The sequence below is a fragment of the Paracoccus ferrooxidans genome (assembly GCF_029909815.1).
Lineage (GTDB): Bacteria > Pseudomonadota > Alphaproteobacteria > Rhodobacterales > Rhodobacteraceae > Paracoccus > Paracoccus versutus.
Map to the genome: position 1 here is coordinate 773972 of NZ_CP038198.1, position 18983 is coordinate 792954.

Annotated in this window: 23 protein-coding genes and 1 tRNA gene; 7 read left to right on the plus strand and 17 right to left on the minus strand. The window is 69.8% G+C overall.

The annotated features are described in order from the left end of the window. Nucleotides 1-98 precede the first annotated feature (98 nt). The 5 genes from E3U26_RS03840 to E3U26_RS03860 form a co-directional block, all read right to left on the minus strand. Nucleotides 99-175: transfer RNA gene (locus E3U26_RS03840), tRNA-Met, on the minus strand. Nucleotides 176-375: 200 nt separating this feature from the next. Beyond that, nucleotides 376-1218 carry an ATP-binding protein gene (locus E3U26_RS03845; protein ID WP_036759181.1) on the minus strand — a complete coding sequence of 281 codons (843 nt, stop codon included), beginning with the start codon at nt 1216-1218 and terminating at the stop codon, nt 376-378. Continuing rightward, entirely contained in the window at nt 1211-2071 is an 861-nt protein-coding gene (gene tatC / locus E3U26_RS03850) for a twin-arginine translocase subunit TatC (protein WP_036759184.1), read from the minus strand. The genes E3U26_RS03845 and tatC overlap by 8 nt, the downstream gene beginning before the upstream one ends. A gap of 33 nt (nt 2072-2104) precedes the next feature. Then, nucleotides 2105-2614 carry a Sec-independent protein translocase subunit TatA/TatB gene (gene tatB, locus E3U26_RS03855; protein WP_499105518.1) on the minus strand — a complete coding sequence of 170 codons (510 nt, stop codon included), beginning with the start codon at nt 2612-2614 and terminating at the stop codon, nt 2105-2107. A gap of 18 nt (nt 2615-2632) precedes the next feature. After that, the gene (locus tag E3U26_RS03860; protein ID WP_072461988.1) at nt 2633-2959 is read right to left on the minus strand and encodes a twin-arginine translocase TatA/TatE family subunit; all 327 of its coding nucleotides are present in this window, start codon (nt 2957-2959) and stop codon (nt 2633-2635) included. 159 nt (nt 2960-3118) lie between these two features. On the opposite strand from E3U26_RS03860, the gene E3U26_RS03865 reads away from it, so the two are divergent. Together E3U26_RS03865 and E3U26_RS03870 are read left to right on the plus strand one after the other, a co-directional pair. Then, the gene (locus E3U26_RS03865) at nt 3119-3730 is read left to right on the plus strand and encodes a MarC family protein (RefSeq protein WP_499105519.1); all 612 of its coding nucleotides are present in this window, start codon (nt 3119-3121) and stop codon (nt 3728-3730) included. Further along, complete coding sequence (locus E3U26_RS03870; RefSeq protein WP_243785759.1) at nt 3730-4305, plus strand: retropepsin-like aspartic protease family protein; 576 nt, start codon at nt 3730-3732, stop codon at nt 4303-4305. Before E3U26_RS03865 ends, E3U26_RS03870 begins: the two co-directional genes overlap by 1 nt. A 16-nt stretch (nt 4306-4321) precedes the next feature. Here the strand turns inward: E3U26_RS03870 and E3U26_RS03875 are convergent, their stop codons facing one another. The 5 genes from E3U26_RS03875 to E3U26_RS03895 all read right to left on the minus strand — a co-directional run bounded on the left by E3U26_RS03875 (nt 4322) and on the right by E3U26_RS03895 (nt 8194). Continuing rightward, nucleotides 4322-4471, minus strand: a complete 150-nt coding sequence (locus E3U26_RS03875; protein ID WP_157034092.1) for a hypothetical protein — start codon at nt 4469-4471, stop codon at nt 4322-4324. Nucleotides 4472-4626: 155 nt separating this feature from the next. Next, the gene (locus E3U26_RS03880; RefSeq protein WP_036759192.1) at nt 4627-4827 is read right to left on the minus strand and encodes a hypothetical protein; all 201 of its coding nucleotides are present in this window, start codon (nt 4825-4827) and stop codon (nt 4627-4629) included. 68 nt (nt 4828-4895) lie between these two features. Continuing rightward, nucleotides 4896-5102 carry a cold-shock protein gene (locus E3U26_RS03885; protein WP_036759195.1) on the minus strand — a complete coding sequence of 69 codons (207 nt, stop codon included), beginning with the start codon at nt 5100-5102 and terminating at the stop codon, nt 4896-4898. A 182-nt stretch (nt 5103-5284) separates the two neighbouring features. After that, nucleotides 5285-7105: an ABC-F family ATP-binding cassette domain-containing protein gene (locus E3U26_RS03890; RefSeq protein WP_499105520.1), complete on the minus strand. Its 1821-nt coding sequence runs from the start codon at nt 7103-7105 to the stop codon at nt 5285-5287. Nucleotides 7106-7231: 126 nt separating this feature from the next. Next, the gene (locus tag E3U26_RS03895; RefSeq protein WP_499105521.1) at nt 7232-8194 is read right to left on the minus strand and encodes a serine hydrolase domain-containing protein; all 963 of its coding nucleotides are present in this window, start codon (nt 8192-8194) and stop codon (nt 7232-7234) included. A gap of 107 nt (nt 8195-8301) precedes the next feature. On the opposite strand from E3U26_RS03895, the gene E3U26_RS03900 reads away from it, so the two are divergent. From E3U26_RS03900 to recR, 4 genes are read left to right on the plus strand one after another with little or no spacing between them, the layout of a single operon-like run. Then, the gene (locus tag E3U26_RS03900; protein ID WP_072461991.1) at nt 8302-8598 is read left to right on the plus strand and encodes a DUF2218 domain-containing protein; all 297 of its coding nucleotides are present in this window, start codon (nt 8302-8304) and stop codon (nt 8596-8598) included. 59 nt (nt 8599-8657) lie between these two features. Next, a complete protein-coding gene (locus tag E3U26_RS03905; RefSeq protein WP_214272502.1) occupies nt 8658-10436 on the plus strand; it encodes a DNA polymerase III subunit gamma/tau in 1779 nt (592 codons plus the stop codon). A 3-nt stretch (nt 10437-10439) separates the two neighbouring features. Next, nucleotides 10440-10784 carry a YbaB/EbfC family nucleoid-associated protein gene (locus E3U26_RS03910; protein ID WP_499105522.1) on the plus strand — a complete coding sequence of 115 codons (345 nt, stop codon included), beginning with the start codon at nt 10440-10442 and terminating at the stop codon, nt 10782-10784. A gap of 3 nt (nt 10785-10787) precedes the next feature. Continuing rightward, complete coding sequence (recR, locus tag E3U26_RS03915; RefSeq protein WP_036759725.1) at nt 10788-11390, plus strand: recombination mediator RecR; 603 nt, start codon at nt 10788-10790, stop codon at nt 11388-11390. A gap of 179 nt (nt 11391-11569) precedes the next feature. On the opposite strand, the gene E3U26_RS03920 is transcribed toward recR, so the two are convergent. Further along, on the minus strand, nt 11570-12016 hold the full coding sequence (locus E3U26_RS03920) for an Hsp20 family protein (protein ID WP_036759727.1): 447 nt from the start codon (nt 12014-12016) through the stop codon (nt 11570-11572). Nucleotides 12017-12227: 211 nt separating this feature from the next. After that, complete coding sequence (locus E3U26_RS03925; protein ID WP_072461994.1) at nt 12228-12470, minus strand: HP1242/YdcH family protein; 243 nt, start codon at nt 12468-12470, stop codon at nt 12228-12230. A gap of 93 nt (nt 12471-12563) precedes the next feature. Here E3U26_RS03925 and E3U26_RS03930 point away from each other — a divergent pair, with 93 nt between their 5' ends. Next, on the plus strand, nt 12564-13331 hold the full coding sequence (locus E3U26_RS03930) for a DUF599 domain-containing protein (RefSeq protein WP_036759729.1): 768 nt from the start codon (nt 12564-12566) through the stop codon (nt 13329-13331). Here E3U26_RS03930 and E3U26_RS03935 read toward each other — a convergent pair. From E3U26_RS03935 to E3U26_RS03955, 5 genes are all read right to left on the minus strand, one after another. Further along, nucleotides 13242-14438: an MFS transporter gene (locus E3U26_RS03935; RefSeq protein ID WP_036759730.1), complete on the minus strand. Its 1197-nt coding sequence runs from the start codon at nt 14436-14438 to the stop codon at nt 13242-13244. The two genes, E3U26_RS03930 and E3U26_RS03935, sit on opposite strands and share 90 nt — an antisense overlap. A 279-nt stretch (nt 14439-14717) precedes the next feature. Continuing rightward, the gene (locus E3U26_RS03940) at nt 14718-15503 is read right to left on the minus strand and encodes a crotonase/enoyl-CoA hydratase family protein (RefSeq protein WP_499105523.1); all 786 of its coding nucleotides are present in this window, start codon (nt 15501-15503) and stop codon (nt 14718-14720) included. Further along, nucleotides 15500-16354 carry a hydroxymethylglutaryl-CoA lyase gene (locus tag E3U26_RS03945; protein ID WP_114536673.1) on the minus strand — a complete coding sequence of 285 codons (855 nt, stop codon included), beginning with the start codon at nt 16352-16354 and terminating at the stop codon, nt 15500-15502. Before E3U26_RS03945 ends, E3U26_RS03940 begins: the two co-directional genes overlap by 4 nt. Further along, on the minus strand, nt 16341-16994 hold the full coding sequence (locus E3U26_RS03950) for a glutathione S-transferase family protein (RefSeq protein ID WP_499105524.1): 654 nt from the start codon (nt 16992-16994) through the stop codon (nt 16341-16343). The genes E3U26_RS03945 and E3U26_RS03950 overlap by 14 nt, the downstream gene beginning before the upstream one ends. Next, nucleotides 16991-18919 carry a biotin carboxylase domain-containing protein gene (locus E3U26_RS03955; protein ID WP_499105525.1) on the minus strand — a complete coding sequence of 643 codons (1929 nt, stop codon included), beginning with the start codon at nt 18917-18919 and terminating at the stop codon, nt 16991-16993. Before E3U26_RS03955 ends, E3U26_RS03950 begins: the two co-directional genes overlap by 4 nt. Nucleotides 18920-18983 lie beyond the last annotated feature (64 nt).

Sequence of the window (18983 nt, forward strand, 5' to 3'; positions counted from 1 at the left end):
TCCCCAAAGGGCTTCCCGCCGTTCCGGCGCCCCCATCCCTCGCCCGCGCAAAAGGGCAACGGACCCGAAGGGGTGGTTCATCTGCAAAGGGGGAGAAATGGTAGCGGAGGAGGGATTTGAACCCCCGACACAAGGATTATGATTCCTCTGCTCTAACCAGCTGAGCTACTCCGCCACGGAGTGCGTGCGATTTACGGCGGGCGGCGGGGGGCGTCAAGGGGCCGAAAGCAGGTTTCTGAAAGTTTTTGGCCCGCCCCCGGCCCCTGCGCCATGATCGCCCGCGGCCGATCTTCTTCGTTGCCCAAATACCCAAAAACCACGCGCCACGGCGCGCACGGCAAGCGCCACCGCCGCCTGCGCGGAAACACCGTCGAATCAGATCGCGATGCCGTTGCGCCCCGCGAGATCGGTAAAGAACTGCCAGGCCACCCGGCCCGAGCGAGAGCCGCGCGTCGCCTGCCACTCGATCGCCTCGGCGCGCAACTGCTCCTCGGGGATCTGCAAGCCGTAGGCGTCGCAATAGCCGCGCACCATGGCCAGGTATTCGTCCTGCGAGCAGGGATGAAAGCCCAGCCACAGCCCGAAGCGATCCGACAGCGAGACCTTTTCCTCGACCGCCTCGCCGGGATGGATGGCGGTCGAGCGCTCGTTGTCGATCATGTCGCGCGGCATCAGGTGGCGCCGGTTCGAGGTGGCGTAAAGGATCACGTTCGCCGGCCGCCCCGAGATGCCGCCGTCCAGCACCGCCTTGAGCGACTTGTATTGCGTGTCGTCATGGCTGAAGGACAGGTCGTCGGAAAACAGCACGAAGCGGCGCTCGCTCGCCCGGCCCAGGATCGCCAGCAGCCGCCCGACCGAGCCCAGATCCTCGCGCGCGATCTCGACCAGCACCAGCGGCAGGCCCTGGCGCACCGCCTCGGCATGCACGGCCTTGACCAGCGAGCTCTTGCCCATGCCGCGCGAACCCCAAAGCAGCGCATTGTTCGCCGCATGGCCGCGGGCGAATTGCAGCGTGTTCGCCAGCAGCGTGTCGCGCGCCCGGTCGATGCCGATCAGCTGCACCAGATCGACGCGGTTGACCTCGGCCACCGGCTCCAGCCGGTCGGGGTCGGGCTGCCAGACATAGGCGGTGGCCTCGGTGAAACTCGGCTCGGGCGCGGGCGGCGGCGACATGCGTTCCAGCGCCGCGGCGATGCGCAGCAGGGCTTCGTCAGACATCGGCTTCCTGTTCTTCCAGCTCGCGTTTCTTCTCCATCCGCCGCACCAGGAAGATCGACACCTCGTAAAGCCCGTAGATCACCGAGAACAGCACGATCTGGCTGATGACATCGGGCGGCGTGACCATGGCGGCAAGGATCAGGATCACCACGATGGCATAGCGGCGCACGCTGGCCAGCCCTTCCGAGGACACCAGCCCCGCCTTGCCCATCAGCGTCAGCGCCACCGGCAACTGGAAGGACAGGCCGAAGGCCAGGATGAACTTGGTGGTCAGCGCCAGGTATTCCTCGACCGAGCCCTGGAAGACGATGCCGGCCCAGGGCTGCTCGGCACCCGCCGCACCCGCCGCCCCAGCCGCGGCGGCGGCCGCCGGATCGGCGGGCTGTGCCGCCGGACCTTGCTGGAAGCCCAGGAAGAAGTCGAAGGCCCAGGGCAGGATGATGTAATAGGCGAAGGCCGCGCCGATCAGGAACATCACCGGCGAGGCGACCAGGAAGGGCAGCAGCGCGTTCTTTTCGCTGCGGTAAAGCCCCGGCGCAACGAAACGCCACAGCTGGTAGCCGACCACCGGGAAGGCCAGCACGAAGCCGCCGAAGAAGGCGATGCGCATGGCGACGAAGAAGCCCTCCTGCAGTTTCAGCAGGATCAGACCGCAGGCCTGGTCGCGCTTTTCCAGCGCGTGGCAGATCGGCTGGGTCAGGAAGTCGAAGATCGGGTTCCAGACGAAATAGCACAGCACCATCGCCACGACGAAGGCGAGAACCGACCAGATCAGCCGCGTGCGCAGCTCGGCCAGATGCTCGATCAGGGGGGCGGATGTGTCGTCGATATCGTCCGGCTTGGCAGATTTCATCGCCACGGGAGCGGCCTCTTCATGTCAGTCTTGTCAAGCGCGGTCGGACCGGCGCACGGCGTGCAGGCGGCGGAGCCCCTCGGCCGTGTCCAGCGCATCCTCGGCGGCTACCGGCGGGGCGGCGACGCCCGGCGCGGGCGGCAGGTCGGCGGGCGGGGCGGCAGGCACATCGCTGCCGTTCGCCGCGGGCTGCGGCGGCAGCGGGGCCGAGGGATCGGGGACGGGCGCCTTGCGGCCGGCCTCGTCCTTGGGGTTCAGCGGATCCCATTTCTCGAACCGCTCGGTCGCGCGTTCCAGCGCGTCAAGCCCCAGCGCGCGTTTCGAGCTCAGCGCGTTCACGTCCTTGAGCGTCTTGGCCGCGTCGTCAAGGCCCGAGCTCTTGGCCGCATCCTCCATCGCGCTGCTGAACTCGCGCGCCATCGAGCGCGCGCGCGCGGTGATCCGGCCCAGCGTGTGAAACAGCTTGGGCAGATCCTTGGGTCCGATGACGATCAGCGCCACCACGCCGATCAGCAGCAACTCGCTCCAGCCGATATCCAACATGACCGTCGGGCCGGGGGATCAGAGCTTGGTCGTGTCGGTCGGCGTCACGTCGCGCAGCGCGCTGTCGGCGCCGGTGCGGGCGCGCTCGGCGTCAAGCTTGGCGCGTTCGGCGGCCAGGTCGGCGCGGGCGCGCTCGATGTCGTCGGCGGTCTTCAGCTGCTCCAGTTCCTTGGGCTCGCTGTGGGCGGCGGCGTCGATATCCTCGGCGCCTTCCTTGACGCCTTTCTTGAAGGCGGTGATCCCCTTGCCGACCTCGCCCATCAGGGACGAGACCTTGCCGCGCCCGAAAAGAACCAGAACGACGATTGCGATCAGCAATAGCGCCATGGGTGAAGGTGCGTGCATCTGTTTTCCTCCGTGGCAGGCCCCTGGGCCTTGCGGTGCATCCATCTGTCCCGATATAGGTCGGGATCGCCCTCTTCGAAAGCCCCAAACGCGTGATCGCGCCGTTTGCCCCGCCGCCGCGCTTCGCCCCTGCCCAGGTTCCACGCCATACCGCCCGCCATGGAAAGCACCCAGATCATCAGCGCCTTTGTCACGCTGTTCGTCGTGATCGACCCGGTGGGGCTTGCGCCGCTGTTCATCGCCCTGACCCGCGACATGACGCCGCAGCGGCGGCGGCGGATCGGCTGGCGGGCCCTGGCCATCGCTGCGGCGCTGATGACGCTTTTCGGCCTTGCGGGCGAGGCGATCCTGACCGGCATCGGCATCTCGCTGTCCGCCTTCCGCATCGCCGGCGGGCTGCTCTTGTTCCTGACCGCGCTGGACATGCTGTTCGAACGCCGCACCGAGCGGCGCGAGGGCCAGGCCAGGGACGATGACGACGATCCTTCGGTCTTTCCGCTGGCGACGCCGCTGCTGGCCGGTCCGGGGGCGCTGGCCTCGATGATCCTGCTGGTCGGGCAGAACCCCGGCCCCGCCCATACGCTGATGATCCACCTGGTCATGCTGGCGGTCCTGGGCATCGCCGCCGCGCTTTTCGCCGTGGCCGTGCCCATTGCGCATGTGCTGGGCCGCACCGGGACCATGGTGGTCACGCGGCTTTTCGGCATGCTGCTGGCGGCGCTGTCGATCCAGTTCGTGATCGACGGGCTCAAGGGTTCGGGGCTGGTATGATGGGCGAGGAATTCGGCCGGATCGCCTATCTTGTGCTGCTGCTGGTCGCCGTCGGCGGCTTCCTGCTGGTCGAGCTGCGCGTCCGGCCGGGCCAGACGCTGCGGCAGGCGGCGGCCTGGGGGCTGATCTTCCTGGGCGCGGTGGCGCTGGCCGGGCTTTGGGACGACATCCGCGGCACCATCTCGCCGCAGGCACGGATGCTGGAAGGCGGCCGGATCGAGGTGCCGGTCGGCAATGACGGCCATTACCACCTGACCGCGCAGATAAACGGCACCCCGGTGCGCTTCGTCATCGACACCGGCGCCACCAGCATCGCGCTGGGGCCCAGGGACGCCGCCCGCGTCGGCATCGACCCCGAGACGCTGGCCTATGCCGGCCAGGCCCGCACCGCGAACGGCATCGTCCAGACCGCGACCGTGCTGCTCGATTCGGTCGCCATCGGCGAGATCCGCGACACCCGCGTTCCTGCGGTGGTGCTGCGCGCCGAACTCGAGCAATCGCTGATGGGCATGTCCTACCTGTCGCGCTTTGCCCGTGTCAGCATCGAGGGGAACCGGCTGGTCCTGGAACGCTGACCGGCCGCCTGACGATTCAGGAGGCGGAGGCCGCCTTGCCCTCGCGCCCGGCAGCGGCCGAGGCTTCGATCTGCTTGTTCAGGAACATGATCGCCAGCCGGCGGCGGTCCTGCTGTCTTTGCGTGATCTTGCGGCGATTGACGCGCCTGTTCGATGTTCTTGCCATGTTTGTCTTGCCTTTTTTTCTTGAGATTATTGGGCCGCCCCCACCCGACCCTCGCCCGGTTGCGCCGGGAAAGGCCCGATGGGACCAGCCGCGATAAGGGGATAATATGGGAGTGGTCAGGAGGAACTGCGCGAGACCCGTGACGCGCGAGGCGTCTATTTCTTGCGCTTCTTGCCCGCTGTCCCGCCGTCGGCGGCTTCCCTGGCCAGCCGCGCCGCGCGCAGGCTTGCAGTCAGCTCCTGGCGGCGCTGGGTCTGCTCGCTGATGATCTGCCTGGCCTCGGAGGTGGTCCGATCCATCGCCGTCAGCGGCGTCGGCTCGCGGAAAAGTCCCTTCAGTCGGTCCTTGGGTGCCATGCGAGCCTCCGATAAGGTTGGTCCGACCAGGATCGGTCGGACCATCTGTCTTGAAATCGGGGGCCGGATCAGGCCAGCGCCAGGTCGCGCGCCGATTGACGGCCGTCGCGGCCGGTTTCGATTTCGAAGGTCACGGCCTGGCCGTCATCGAGTTGACGGATGTTCGCCCGCTCGAGGGCCGAGATGTGGACGAACACGTCCTTGCCGCCCTCTGCGGGGGCGATGAAGCCGAAGCCTTTGGTGGCGTTGAACCATTTCACGGTGCCATTGGCCATCGTGATGTCTCCTTAGAGTAATACCGTCCGCGACATGCGACGGCCCGGCTCAGTCAGATCGAAGCATAGTCTGAAGCCGGAAAGGAGACAGGATGCGGAAGAAATAACCTAGCCCGCAGAACATGGGGGGCAATGCGCAAAAATGCAAGGGCTGTCTGCGCGCGGCCGGATATTCGGTCGCTTCAGCCCTGGTCGCGCTCGGCCAGGTCCAGCCATTCCTCCTCGGCGGCGGCCAGCGCCTGCTGGCGTTCGACCAGGGCGTCGCTGGCCTTGGCGAATTTGGCCGGGGCGGTCTGGAACAGGTCGGGCTGGGCCAGGAACTCGGTCAGCTTGCCGATCTCGGCCTCCAGCCGCTCGATCACGGCCGGCAGCGTCTCCAGCCGCTTGCGTTCCGAAAAATTGAGCCCGGCGCGCGCCGCCTCGGCCTTGGGCGCGGGCGCGACCTGCGCGGGCTTGGCGGGGACCGGCCGGGCCGGCTCGGGCGCGGGGGTCGCCTGCGGGCGCTGCGCGCGATAGTCGGACCAGCCGCCGGGATAGATCGTGGCGCGACCGTCGCCCTCCATCGCCACCGTGGTCGTGGCCACGCGGTCGATGAAGTCGCGGTCGTGGCTGACCAGCAGCACCGTGCCGTCGTAGTCGCCCAGGATGTCCTGCAGCAGGTCCAGCGTCTCGACGTCGAGGTCGTTGGTCGGCTCGTCCAGCACCAGCAGGTTCGAGGACCGGGCCATGATCCGCGCCAGCAAAAGCCGCGCCTTTTCCCCGCCCGAGAGGCTGCCGACCGGGGCGCGCGCCTGCGCCTCGTCGAACAGGAAATCCTTGAGATAGGCCACGACATGGCGCGGGTTGCCGCGCACCATCACCTGGTCCGAGCGCCCCGAAACCCGCATGGACGGGTCGCCCGCCAGCGCGTCCCACAGCGTCACCGTCTCGTCTATGGCGCTGCGCGCCTGGTCGAAGACCGCGATTTCCAGGTTGGTGCCGTGCCTGACATCGCCGGTATCGGGCGCGATCTCGCCGGTCAGCATCTTGATCAGCGTGGTCTTGCCGGCGCCGTTCGGGCCGACGAAGGCCACGCGGTCGCCGCGCAGAACCCGCAGGTCGAAGGGCTTCAGGATCACCCGCTCGCCGAAGGACTTGGAGATGCCCCTGGCGTCGATCACCCGCTTGCCGGATTGCGGCCCCGCGTCCAGTTCCATCGCCGCCGTGCCCTGGCGGCGGATCTGGCCGGCGCGTTCCTCGCGCAGCGCGGCCAGCGCGCGGACGCGGCCCTGGTTGCGCTTGCGCCGGGCGCTGATGCCCTCGACCGCCCAGCGGGCCTCGGCCTTGATCTTGCGGTCGAGCTTGTGGCGCGCCTCGTCCTCGGCGGCCCAGAGGGTTTCGCGCCAATCCTCGAAATGTTCGAAGCCACGGTCCTGCCGGCGCACCTCGCCGCGGTCGATCCACAGCGTCGCCCGCGTCAGCGCCCGCAGGAAGGCCCGGTCGTGCGAGATCAGCACGAAGCCGGCCCTGGTCGTGGAAAGCTGCTCTTCCAGCCAGCCGATCGCCTCGATGTCGAGATGGTTGGTCGGCTCGTCGAGCAGCATCAGTTCCGGCGCCTCGGCGAGCAGCCGGGCCAGCGCCGCCCGCCGCCGCTCGCCCCCCGAGGCGGTGGCTGTCGGGCGGTCGGGGTCGAATTTCAGCCCCTCGGCCGCCATCTCGACGCGGTAGCCCTCGGCGTCGCCAAGGCCGGCGCGGGCGAAATCGCCCAGGGTGGCAAAGCCGGACAGGTCGGGATCCTGCTCCATGTAGCCGACATGGATGCCGGCGGGGGTGACGACCTCGCCGCTGTCGGGCTCGACCAGCCCGGCCATGACCTTCATCAGCGTGGACTTGCCCGAGCCGTTGCGGCCGACCAGCGCCAGCCGGTCGCCCTGCTGGACGGTCAGGTTCAGCCCGTCGAAGACGGGATTGCCGCCGAAGGTCAGGGAAATATCGGTGAGTTGCAAAAGCGGTGCGCGTGCCATGAGGGGCAGATATGCCGCGCCAGCCTCCGGGTCAACGGGGGGCGGACGGGGGCGGGATGGGGGCGCTGCCCCCGGCCCTGCGGGCCTCCCCCGGAGTATTTTCGCAACGGAGAAACGGCCGGGAAATCACAGCGCCGCCACCAGCCGGCCGGCCAGCGCATGCAGCTCGGTGCGATAGCCCGAGCGGGCCGAGGGCTGGTCGGGGTCCGAGGTCATGGCGATGGCGACCGGCACCCGGCCGGGAAACACGTAGATCATCTGCCCGCCATAGCCCCAGCCATAGCGCACCGGCCGGCCGCCGATGCGGCTGATGAACCAGCCATAGCCATATGCCTCGCCGTTGAAGATCGAGCGGGTGCGCGGCTGCCAGCTGGCCTCGATCCAGCGCGGCGGGATCACGCCCTGCCCGCCCGCGGCATAGGCGGCGCCGAAGGCCAGGAGGCTGCGGGTGCTCATCGCCATCTGGTTGCCGCCCAGATGGATGCCCTGCGGATCACGGTCCCATGCGGCGATGGCGAAGCCGGGGATGCGCAGCCAGTCCCGCGCCAGCGCCAGCGTCGAGCGCCCCGAGGCGCGCGCCAGCATGGCCGAGACCAGATGCGTCGAGGCGGTGGAGTAAAGCATCCCCTGCCCCGGATCGGCGACGAAGGGCGCGGCCAGCGCGGCGCGCACCCAGTTGCGGCTGCCTACCCAGCGGCCGTAGTTCGGCCCGGACTGGCGCTGCAGGCCCGCCTGCATCGACAGCAGGTGCCCCAGCGTCAGCCGGGCCAGGCGCGGGTCGGGGTCGGCGGGCAGGTCGGCACGCAGCAGCTCGGCCACCGGCTGGTCGGTGCCGGAGAACAGCCCGCGCGCGATGGCGATGCCCGCCAGCGCCGAGACGATGGATTTCGAGGCCGACTTGATGTTCGTCGCCCGGTCGGGCGTGAAGCCGCCGAAGCCGCGCGCCGCCACCTCCTCGCCGTCGCGCCAGACGGCGACGGCGCGCAATTGCGGCAGGTCCGCCGCCTCGAGCACCTGGCGCGGCGAGGCCGGCGCCAGGCGCGGCAGGGCCAGCAGCGGCAGGGCAAGCAGGATTGAACGTCGCCTCATCCGGGTTATATGGGGGACACCGGGTCCGGGCCGAGCCCGCTCACCGTTTCGTGACCCTTCCATGTCCGCCAGCCGCCGCCAGCCGGACCCGCAAGACAGGAAAGACCATGTCCCAGACCGTCATCCTTTCGACCTGCCGCGTGGCGACGCCGAACGGCAGCCGCTACCTGCAGCAGCTCTGCAAGCATTGGGCGCACAAGTTCGAGGTCGCCTTCGACCCCGCCCAGGGCCGCATCGCCATGCCCGAGGATCGCATCGTGACCCTGACCGCCACGCCCGAGGCGCTGGAGATCCGGCTGGAGGCGCCCGAGGACACCACCGCCCATATGCGCCACATCGTCGACAGCCACATCGCCCGCTTCGCCTTCCGCGAGGAACTGGCCTTCGACTGGCAGCCCGCCTAAGGGCGGTTGCCGCCCCCCGTCCGCGCCGCTAATCTGCGCCGGTCAACAAAGGCCGAGGCATGAGCGAGAGCGAACGGAACTACCAGGTGCTGGCGCGGAAATACCGCCCCGAGACCTTTGCCGACCTGGTCGGCCAGGACGCGATGGTGCGGACGCTGAAGAATGCCTTCGCCGCGGACCGCATCGCGCAGGCCTTCGTGATGACCGGCATCCGCGGCACCGGCAAGACCACCACGGCGCGCATCATCGCCAAGGGGCTGAACTGCACAGGCCCCGACGGCCAGGGCGGCCCGACGACCGAGCCCTGCGGGGTCTGCGAGCATTGCGTGGCGATCTCGGAAGGCCGGCACGTCGACGTGATGGAGATGGACGCCGCATCCAGAACCGGCGTGAACGACATCCGCGAAATCATTGAATCGGTTCACTATCGCGCCGCCTCGGCCCGCTACAAGATCTATATCATCGACGAAGTCCACATGCTTTCGACCAGCGCCTTCAACGCGCTTCTGAAGACGCTGGAAGAACCGCCGCCGCATGTGAAGTTCATCTTTGCCACCACCGAGATCCGCAAGGTGCCGGTCACGGTTCTGTCGCGCTGCCAGCGTTTCGACCTGCGCCGCATCGAGCCCGAGGTGATGATCGCGCTGCTGCGCCGCATCGCGACGGCGGAAGGCGCCGAGATCACCGAGGACGCGCTGGCGCTGATCACCCGCGCCGCCGAGGGCTCGGCCCGCGACGCGACCAGCCTGCTGGACCAGGCGATCAGCCATGGCGCGGGCGAGACGACGGCGACGCAGGTCCGCGCCATGCTGGGACTGGCGGACCGCGGCCGGGTGCTGGACCTCTTCGACATGATCCTGCGCGGTGCGGCGGCCGAGGCGCTGGCCGAGCTGCAGGCGCAATATGCCGATGGCGCCGACCCGATGGCGGTCCTGCGCGACCTGGCCGAGATCACGCATTGGGTCTCGATCGTGAAGATCACGCCCGAGGCGCTGGACGACCCGACCATCGGCCCGGACGAACGCGCCCGCGGCCAGCAGATCGCGGAAAAGGTGCCGATGCGGGCGCTGACCCGGCTGTGGCAGATGCTGCTGAAGGCCCTGGAAGAGGTGGGCCAGGCCCCGAACGCGATGATGGCGGCCGAGATGGCGATCATCCGCCTGACCCATGTCGCCGACCTGCCCGACCCCGAGGCGCTGATCCGCAAGGTGCAGGCCAGCGCCGCGGCGGGCGCGTTCAGCCGCAGCGCCGCACCGGCCGCCGCGCGCAGCGAGGCGCCGCGGGCGGCCGCCGCGCCCCGCGCGCCCATGGCGGTGCGCCAGGACGGCAGCGCCGCGGCGCTGGCGGTCTCGCCCGATGCGCTGGCGGGGTTCCCGGACTTCGAATCGGTGATCGAGCTGATCCGGCGGATGCGCGACATGAAGCTGCTGCTCGATGTCGAGGATCACCTGCGTCTTGTGCGCTATTCCCCCGGCCGGATCGAGTTCCAGCCGACCGAGCAGGCGCCGCGCGACCTGGCGCAGCGGCTGGCGGAACGGCTGCGCGGCTGGACCGGCGGCCAACGCTGGGCGGTGACCGTGACCTCGGACCCCGGCCGGCCCTCGATCAGCGAACAGCGCGCCGAACGCGAGGCCGAGGCCCGCGCCCGCGCCATGCAGAACCCGACCGTGCAGGCGATCTTCGCCGCCTTCCCCGGTGCCAGGATCACCCGGATCCGGCCGATCCCGGTGCCGGTCGCGGTTGAAAAACCGGCGGGCGAGGATACATCCCCGCATGAGCTGACCGAAGGCCCGGTGGCCGAGGTCGAGGAATGGGATCCCTTCGAGGACGAGGATTAGGCGATGTTCAAGGGCCTTGGCGACATGGGCGACCTGTCGAAGATGATGGAAGCCGCCCAGCAGATGCAGACCAAGATGGCCGAGATGCAGGAAGGGCTGAACCGCCTGACCGTCACCGGCGAATCGGGCGGCGGGCTGGTCAAGGCCACCGCGACGGCCAAGGGCGAGTTGACGGCGCTCGACATCGCCCCCTCGATCTTCCGGGCCGAGGACAAGGAAGTGGTCGAGGACCTGATCCTGGCCGCGGTCAGGGACGCGCAGCGCCGGGCGCAGGACAAGGCGGCCGAGGAGATGGCTCGCCTGACCCGCGAACTCGGCCTGCCCGCCGACATGAAGATGCCGTTCTAGGCGATGCCGCCCACCTCCGGCGACGAGATCGAGACGCTGATCGCCACCATGGCACGGCTGCCGGGGCTCGGGCCGCGCTCGGCCCGGCGCATCGTGCTGCACCTGATCCGCCGCCGCGCCGGGCAGATGGCCCAGCTTGCGGCGCTGATGGCCAGCGTGGCGGAGCATGCCCGCGAATGCCTGGTCTGCGGCAATATCACCCAGTCCGACATCTGCCCGATCTGCGAGGATCCCGGCCGCGCCACCGGCGAGATCTGCGTGGTGACCGACGTGGCCGACCTCTGGGCGCTGGAACGCGGCCGCGCCTTTCACGGCCGCTACCACGTGCTGGGCGGCAGCCTCTCGGCGCTGGACGAGATCGGCCCCGAAGACCTGCGCATCCCCCAGCTCATCGCCCGCATCGCCGAGGAAAAGGTCACCGAGGTCATCCTCGCCCTCTCGGCCACGGTCGAGGGCCAGACCACAGCGCATTACATCGCCGAGGCGCTGGCACCCACCGGCGTCGCCGTCACCGGCCTGGCGCAGGGCGTGCCGATCGGCGGGGAGCTGGACTATCTCGACGACGGCACCATCACCGCCGCGCTGCGCGCCCGCCGCCAGTTCTAGCGACGCCCGCCGAGCCGGGGCTCTGCCCCGGACCCCGAGGGTATTTTCACAACAGAGAAAGACGCAGGACACGGATCGGCGGTGTGCATGACAAAAGGGGCTCCGAAACCGGCGCCCCTTGGCTTTCACCGTTCTGCAAATACTCCGGGGGTCCGGGGGCGGCGCCCCCGGCCGCGCCGTCAGGCGTCCAGCTTTTCCACCGCCTTGGCCGGCTTGGCGATCTCGATGCGGCGCGGCTTCAGCGCCTCGGGGATCTCGCGCACCAGGTCGATGTTCAGCATGCCATCCTCGTGGCTGGCGCCCTGCACCCGGACATGATCGGCCAGGGTGAAGCGGCGTTCGAAGGCGCGGGTGGCGATGCCGCGATGCAGATAGCTGCGGCCCTCGTCCTCGGCGGCCTTGCGGCCCGAGACGATGACGGCGCCGTCCTTGACCTCGACGCTCAGCTCGTCGGCGGAAAAGCCGGCGACGGCGATCGAGATGCGATAGGCATTCTCGCCGGTCTTCTCGATGTTATAGGGCGGGTAGCTGGCGATGTCGGCCGACAGGGCACGGTCCATGACATCGGCCATGCGGTCGAAGCCGACCGAGGCACGATAAAGCGGAGTCAGGTCGAAATTGCGCATGTTTCGCATCCTTCTTCAAGCGATACAAAGGCTTGCCCCCCGGTGCGGGCGGGCAGGTCCGTCGGCGCCCCAGGGGCCTTCCGACAGGGTTGAAGTAGGAATGCGCCCGGCGGCTTTCAAGCCCCGGCCGCGGGCCGGACAGGCAAGGAAAAAGGGCGCGCGGACCCGCCGCACGCCCCATCCAGCCCCAGGCCGGCAGCCGGGCGGCCCGTCAGGCGCGGGCGGCGGCCAGCATGCGGGCGATCTCGTCCTTCAGCCCGGCGCGCTGCTTGCGCAGCTGGGTCTCGGCCTCTTCCGACATCGGCGTATGGCGGCTTTCGGCCGCGGCGACCTGGTCGTTCACCTCGTCATATTCCTCAAGCAGGCGCGCGAAATGCGCATCCGAGAGCTTCAGCTCGTGAATGCGCTCCGCATCGTTGGGAAATTCCTCGTGGATGGCGTGGGGTGCTGCCATTTTCATCTGCTCCGGTACAAAGATAACCAGGTTGCTGGATAGACGCCGCGACGCAGGCTGGCAACAGCAAGACCACGAGGATAGAACCGCGCCATGGACCCGAACACCGCCCTGCCCGGCCTGCCCGCCTTTGGCCCGCTGTCGCCGGCCGACCTTGCCGCCCTGCTCTGGCTGTTCCTGGCCTGGCTGGGCATCGGCTGGATCACCGAGAACCCGCCCAGGGCCCATCCCTCGGTCACGGTGCTGATGAAGGCCTATCGCCGCGAATGGATGCGACAATTCATCACACGCGACCCGCGCATCTTCGACAGCGCCATCCTGACCACCCTGCGCGAGGGCACGGCCTTCTTCGCCTCGGCCTGCCTGATCGCGGTCGGGGGCGGGCTGGCGCTGATCGGCAATACCGACCAGCTGGCCGGCGTGGCGCGCCAGTTCGACCTGGGCCACGTGCCGACGCTGAAATGGGAAATCAAGATCGTCGTGGTGCTGTTCTTCGTGGCCAACGCGCTTCTGCGCTTCGTCTGGTCGCACCGGCTGTTCGGCTATTGCGCGATCATCATGGCCTCGGTCCCGAACGAGCCCGACGACCCCCGCGCCGCGCCGCTGGCCATGCAGGCGGCCGACATCAACATCACCGCGGCGAAAAGCTTCAACTCGGGGCTGCGCTGCGTCTATTTCGCGCTGGGGGCGCTTGGCTGGCTGGCGGGGCCCTGGGGGCTGTTCCTGGCCACCAGCTACGTGCTTTTCATCTCGTGGCGGCGCGAATTCGCCTCACACTCGCGCCGGGCGATCATGAAGCCGGTTCCCGGCGAGACGGGCCTGCTGCCAGGCAAGCCCGAGGGCGAGCATCCCCGCCCCTGACAGCGCCACCGCCACCAGCCCCGAGGAACGCCAGCCCCAGCCCGCCGCCAGCGCCAACCCGGCGAGCCAGGGCCCCAGCGCATTGGCGGCGTTGAAGGCGGCGTGGTTCATCGCCGCGGCCATGCTCTGCGCCTCGCCCGCGACCTCCATCAGCCGGGTCTGCAAGGGCACCACCATGCCCGAGCCCAGGCCCAGCAGGAAGGACGAGGCCAGCATCATCCCCCAGTCGCCCACCGCCCAGGCGGCGAAAGCCTGGGTCGCGGCCATGAACAGCATCAGCCGCAGCGCCGCGCCCCAGGTGCCATGGCGCATGGTCAGCCGGGCGGCCAGGATGCTGCCCAGCGTGCCGCCGATGCCGAAGGCCGACAGCGTCGCCGGGATCGCCCAGCCCGGCGGCTGCGTCGTCGCCAGCATCGCGGCCGAGAGATAGGAATAGACCGCGAAAAGCCCGCCGAAGCCGATGGCGCCGACCAGCAGGATCAGCATGACCGCCGGATTGCGCAGCGCCTTCAGCTCGGCCAGCGGCCGCGCATCCCTGGGCGCGCCGACCCGCGGCGCCAGCCGCAGGATCAGCCAGCCCGCCAGAAGCGCCAGCACGCCGGGCAGCGCAAAGCCCCAGCGCCAGCCGAGCCCCTGTCCCAGCACCCCGGCCAGCGGCACCCCGGCGATATTGGCGACGGTCAGGCCCAGAAGCACCTGCGTCACCCCCTTGGCGCGCTGGTCCCGCGGCAGGGCATCGGCGGCAAACAACATGGCCACGCCCAGGAAGCCGCCATGCGGCAGGCCGGCCAGGAAGCGCGTGCCGACCAGCGTGCCATAGCCCGGCAGCACCGCCGCCAGCAGGTTCATCACCCCGTAAGCCGCGATCAGCCCCGCCAGATAGCGCCGCCGCGGCAGCCGCGCGCCCAGGATCGAGGTGATCGGCGCCCCCACCACCACGCCCAGCGCATAGGCCGACACGACATGGCCGGCCTGCGGCTCGCTGATGCCCAGGTCGCTCGCATACCAGGGCAAGAGCCCCATGGCGGCGAATTCCGAGGTGCCGATGGCGAAGGCGCCAAGGCCCAGGGCAAGGATGGCAAGCTTGAGATTGGGCTGCGGCGGCATGGCGGCACCTTCAGGGCTGGCGGATGTGGGAAAATCAGGCCCGCTAGCGTTAACAGATGCGACCATATGCCGCCAAGCCGCCCGCCGCGAAGCCCTGACATGCAATAGGCGCAAGGCTGCGACGGCATGCCGCCGGTTGTCTTCTTCGTTCCCCAAATACTCAAATCCCGCAGCGCGGGCAGGCGCAGCGTCGATGCGGCGACTGAACCTGCAATCGCGGCGCTGCAGAAAACCTTCCGATGAGTATTTTCAGAACGAAGAAGTTGTCGGGCCAGCGCCTCAGCCCGGCTGCCAGCGCGGCTTGCGCTTGTCGAAGAAGGCGGCGATGCCTTCCTGGGCCTCGTCGCCTTCCCAGACATCGACCAGGGCCTGGATGCTGGCCTCGATCTCGGCCTCGCCGATGGGCGGGCCGAGGCGGCGGGCCAGGCGCTTGGCCGCCGCCACCGCGCCGGGGGCGCAGGAGAGATAGGGCGCGATCTCGGCCTCGACGGCCGCGTCCAGCACCGCGGCATCGGCAAGGCTCGCCAGCAGGTTCAGCCGCATCGCCTCGCCCGCGTCGAAGAGGCGCGCGGACATGAAGACGCGGCGCGCCCTGTCCTCGCCCATGCGGGCCAGGACATAGGGGCCGATGGTGGCGGGGATCAGGCCGAGCCGGGTCTCGGTCAGGCCGAAGCGCGCCTCGGGCACGGCCACGGCGACATCGCAGACCGAGATCAGGCCGATCCCGCCGCCGAAGGCATTGCCCTGGACCCGGCCGATCAGCGGCTTGGGCAGGGTGTTCAGCGCATTCAGCATCATCGCCAGTTCGCGCGCGCCGGCCCGCCGGGTCTGGGCATCGGCGCGCATCTGCTCCTGCATCCAGCCCAGGTCGCCGCCGGCGCAGAAGCTGCGCCCCTCGGCCGCCAGCACCACCGCGCGCACGGCCGGGTCGGCGCCTAGCCGCTGCGCGGCTTCGGTCAATTCGCGGATCATCTGCGCCGAAAGCGCATTGTGCTTGTCCGGGCGCGCCAGCCACAGATGCGCGACGCCGCGGGCATCGGTCTCGATGCGGATCGTTTCCATCATGCGCCTCCTCTCATGCCGCGGGCCATGGCGGCGGCCTTTTCGATCACCGCCATGTCGAGCCCGGTGTCGTGGCCGCCCAGGGCCAGGTGCGCGGCGAGTTTCTCGGTCGCGACATTGCCCGCGGCGCCGGGCGCATAGGGACAGCCGCCCAGGCCCCCCACGGCGGCGTCGAAGACCCGCAGCCCGCGCGCGAGGCTCGCGTCGATATTCTCCAGCGCCCGACCGGCGGTGTCGTGGTAATGGCCGGCCAGGTTTTCGGGCGGCAGTTCCTCCAGAACTGCGGCCAACATGGCGTCGATCGCCTCGGGCCGGGCCTGGCCGATGGTGTCGCCCAGGCTCACCTCGTAGCAGCCCATGTCGCGCAGGCTGGCCGCGACGCGGGCGACGCTTGCGGGCGCCACCTTGCCGTCGAAGGGGCAATCCGTCACCACCGAGACATAGCCGCGCAGCGGGATGCCGTCGGCCCGCGCCGCCTCTGCCACCGGCGCGAGCCGCGCGAGGCTTTCGGCGATGGTGGCGTTCAGGTTCGCCCTGGAAAACCCCTCCGAGGCCGAGGCGAAGATCGCCACCTCGTCCGCGCCGGCGGCCCGCGCCGCCTCGTAGCCGCGCAGGTTCGGGGTCAGCACCGCATAGCGGATGCCCGGCCGGCGGGCGATGCCGGCCATGACCTCGGCCGCGTCCGCCATCTGCGGCACCCATTTCGGCGGCACGAAGCTTGTCACCTCGATGCGCCGGAAGCCGGCCTGCGACAGCAGGTCGACCAGGGCGATCTTTTCCGCCGCCGGGATCAGGCGCTTTTCGTTCTGCAACCCGTCGCGCGGGCCGACCTCGAAGATCTCAACCTTGGACATCGGGCACCTCGTAGAAATCGCGGTCATAGATGGCGTCGCCCCCGGCGCGGGCCAGGGCGCGGCGATAGGCCGGCCGCACCAGCATGCGGTCGCGATAGGCGGCCAGCGCCGGATAGCCGGCGGCGGGCAGGAAGCGGAACAGCGCCTCGATATTGAAGCCCAGCATGCACTCGGCGGCCGAGAAGGTGGAAAGCAGCGTCTCGCGCCCCGCCAGATGCGCGTCGAGCGCCTGGGCGGTCACGGCCAGCCGCCGGGTATCGAGCCGCATCAGCGGCACCGAGCGCGCGCTTTCGGGCCGCAGGAAGATGTGGTGGATGTTCAGCGCCTGCAGGATATTGGCCTGGGTTTCGGCGAAATGGACCCATTCCAGGAAATCGGCGCGCTCGGGCTCGCCCGGTCTGGGGGCCAGCCTGCCCTCGCGCTCGGTCAGGTATTGCAGGATGGCACCGGATTCGAAGATGGCGCGGCCGTCGATTTCCAGCGCCGGGATGCGGCCGGCGGGGGAGAGCGCGCGGAACTCGGCGCTGCGCAGGCTGCCGTCGGTCAAGGACCAGGAACGCAAGGTGCAATCGAGCCCCAGTTCCTCGATCAGCCAGAGCACGCGCATGGAGCGCGAGCCGGGGACATGGTGCAGGATCATGCGTCCTCTTCCTCCTCCAGCCGGATCAGGGCGGCGCCGGCCTCGACCTGGTCGCCGGCAGCCGCCAGCACCTCGGCCACGCGGCCGTCGCGGGCGGCGGTCAGCGTGTGCTCCATCTTCATCGCCTCGAGGATCGCCAGCGGCTCGCCCGCCGCCACCTGCTGCCCCGGCTCGACGAAGATCGCCTTGACGAGCCCCGGCATGGGCGACAGCGTCATGCCGCCCCCCGCCTCCTCGCCGCCGCGGGCCAGCGGGTCGAGCGGGATGAGCGTCAGCGAGCGGCCGCCGAAGACGCTGGTGCCCGCGGCATGGTTCACGATGCGCGAGCGGCGCGGGCTGCCGTCGACCCACCAGCGCCCGCCCTCATAGCCGATCTCATGCGTGCCGCCGTCCAGCGTGACGCGGGCGGCGCCGGGGCCCAGCACCTCGAGGACGGCCTCGCCGCCGTCCCAGGCGATGGTGCGGCGCAGCGGCTGCCACAGCGTGATGCCGCCGCGCAGCGTCGGATCGTCGAGCCCGGCAAGGCCGAGGACTGCCAGCGCCTTGGCCCGCGGGTCGGGTTCGGCGGCCTCGACCAGCGCCTGGAGGTCGCGGGCGATCAGGCCGGTGTCGACCTCGCCCCGGCCGAAGCCTTCGTGGCGGGTCAGCGCGATCAGGAAATCGACATTGGTGACAGAGCCCGCCACCTCGGTATCGACGAGCGCCGATTCCAGCGCCCGCAGGGCGATGGCGCGCGTCGCGCCATGGGTGACGATCTTGGCGATCATCGGGTCGTACCAGGGCGAGATCGTGTCGCCCGGCCGCACCCCGGTCTCGATCCGGGCATGGTCGGGAAAGCGCAGATGCGCCAGCCGCCCGGTGGCGGGCAAAAAGCCCGCGGGCACGTCCTCGGCATAGAGCCGGGCCTCGAAGGCATGGCCGGTGATGGCCAGGTCTTCCTGCCGGGACGGCAGCGGCTCGCCGCTGGCGACGCGGAGCTGCCATTCCACCAGGTCGATGCCGGTGACGAGTTCGGTCACGGGATGTTCGACCTGGAGGCGGGTGTTCATCTCCATGAACCAGAAGCCGTCGGGGCGAAGGCCGCGGCTGGTATCGACGATGAATTCGACGGTGCCGGCACCGGCATAGCCGATGGCCTCGGCGGCGCGGGTGGCGGCGGCGCCCATGGCCGCGCGCATCTGGGGCGTCATGCCGGGGGCCGGGGCCTCCTCGATCACCTTCTGGTGGCGGCGTTGCAGCGAGCAGTCGCGTTCGAAGAGGTGGACGGCGCGCTGGCCGTCGCCGAAGATCTGCACCTCGATATGGCGGGGCCTGGAGATGTATTTCTCGATCAGCACCGCCGGGTTGCCGAAGGCGGTGGCGGCCTCGCCCTGCGCGGATTGCAGCGCGGCGGGGAAGTCCCCGGCGCGTTCGACCAGGCGCATGCCCTTGCCGCCGCCGCCGGCCACCGCCTTGATCAGGACGGGATAGCCGATCCTGTCGGCCTGGGCCTGGAGGTGGTCCGCGTCCTGGTTCTCGCCGTGATAGCCGGGGACGACCGGGACGCCGGCCTCTGCCATCAGCGCCTTGGCGGCGTCCTTGAGGCCCATCTTGCGGATCGCCTGCGCCGAGGGGCCGATGAAGGTCAGCCCCGCCGCCGTCACCGCATCGACGAAATCCGGGTTCTCGCTGAGAAAGCCGTAGCCGGGATGGATGCCTCCGGCGCCGGTGTCGAGCGCGGCGCGGATGATGGCATCGCCGCGCAGGTAGCTGTCCTTGGGCGCCGGGCCGCCGATCAGCAGGGCCTCGTCGGCCAGGGCGACGTGGCGGGCGCCGCGGTCGGCCTCGGAATAGACCGCGACGGTCCGCACGCCGAGCTTGCGGGCGGTGTCGATGACGCGGCAGGCGATCTCGCCGCGGTTGGCGATCAGGATCTTCTGGAACATCCGGCGGCTCCTGTGGCAGCGGTCGGGCCGGGGGTTTCACACCCCCGGACCCCCGTGGGGTATT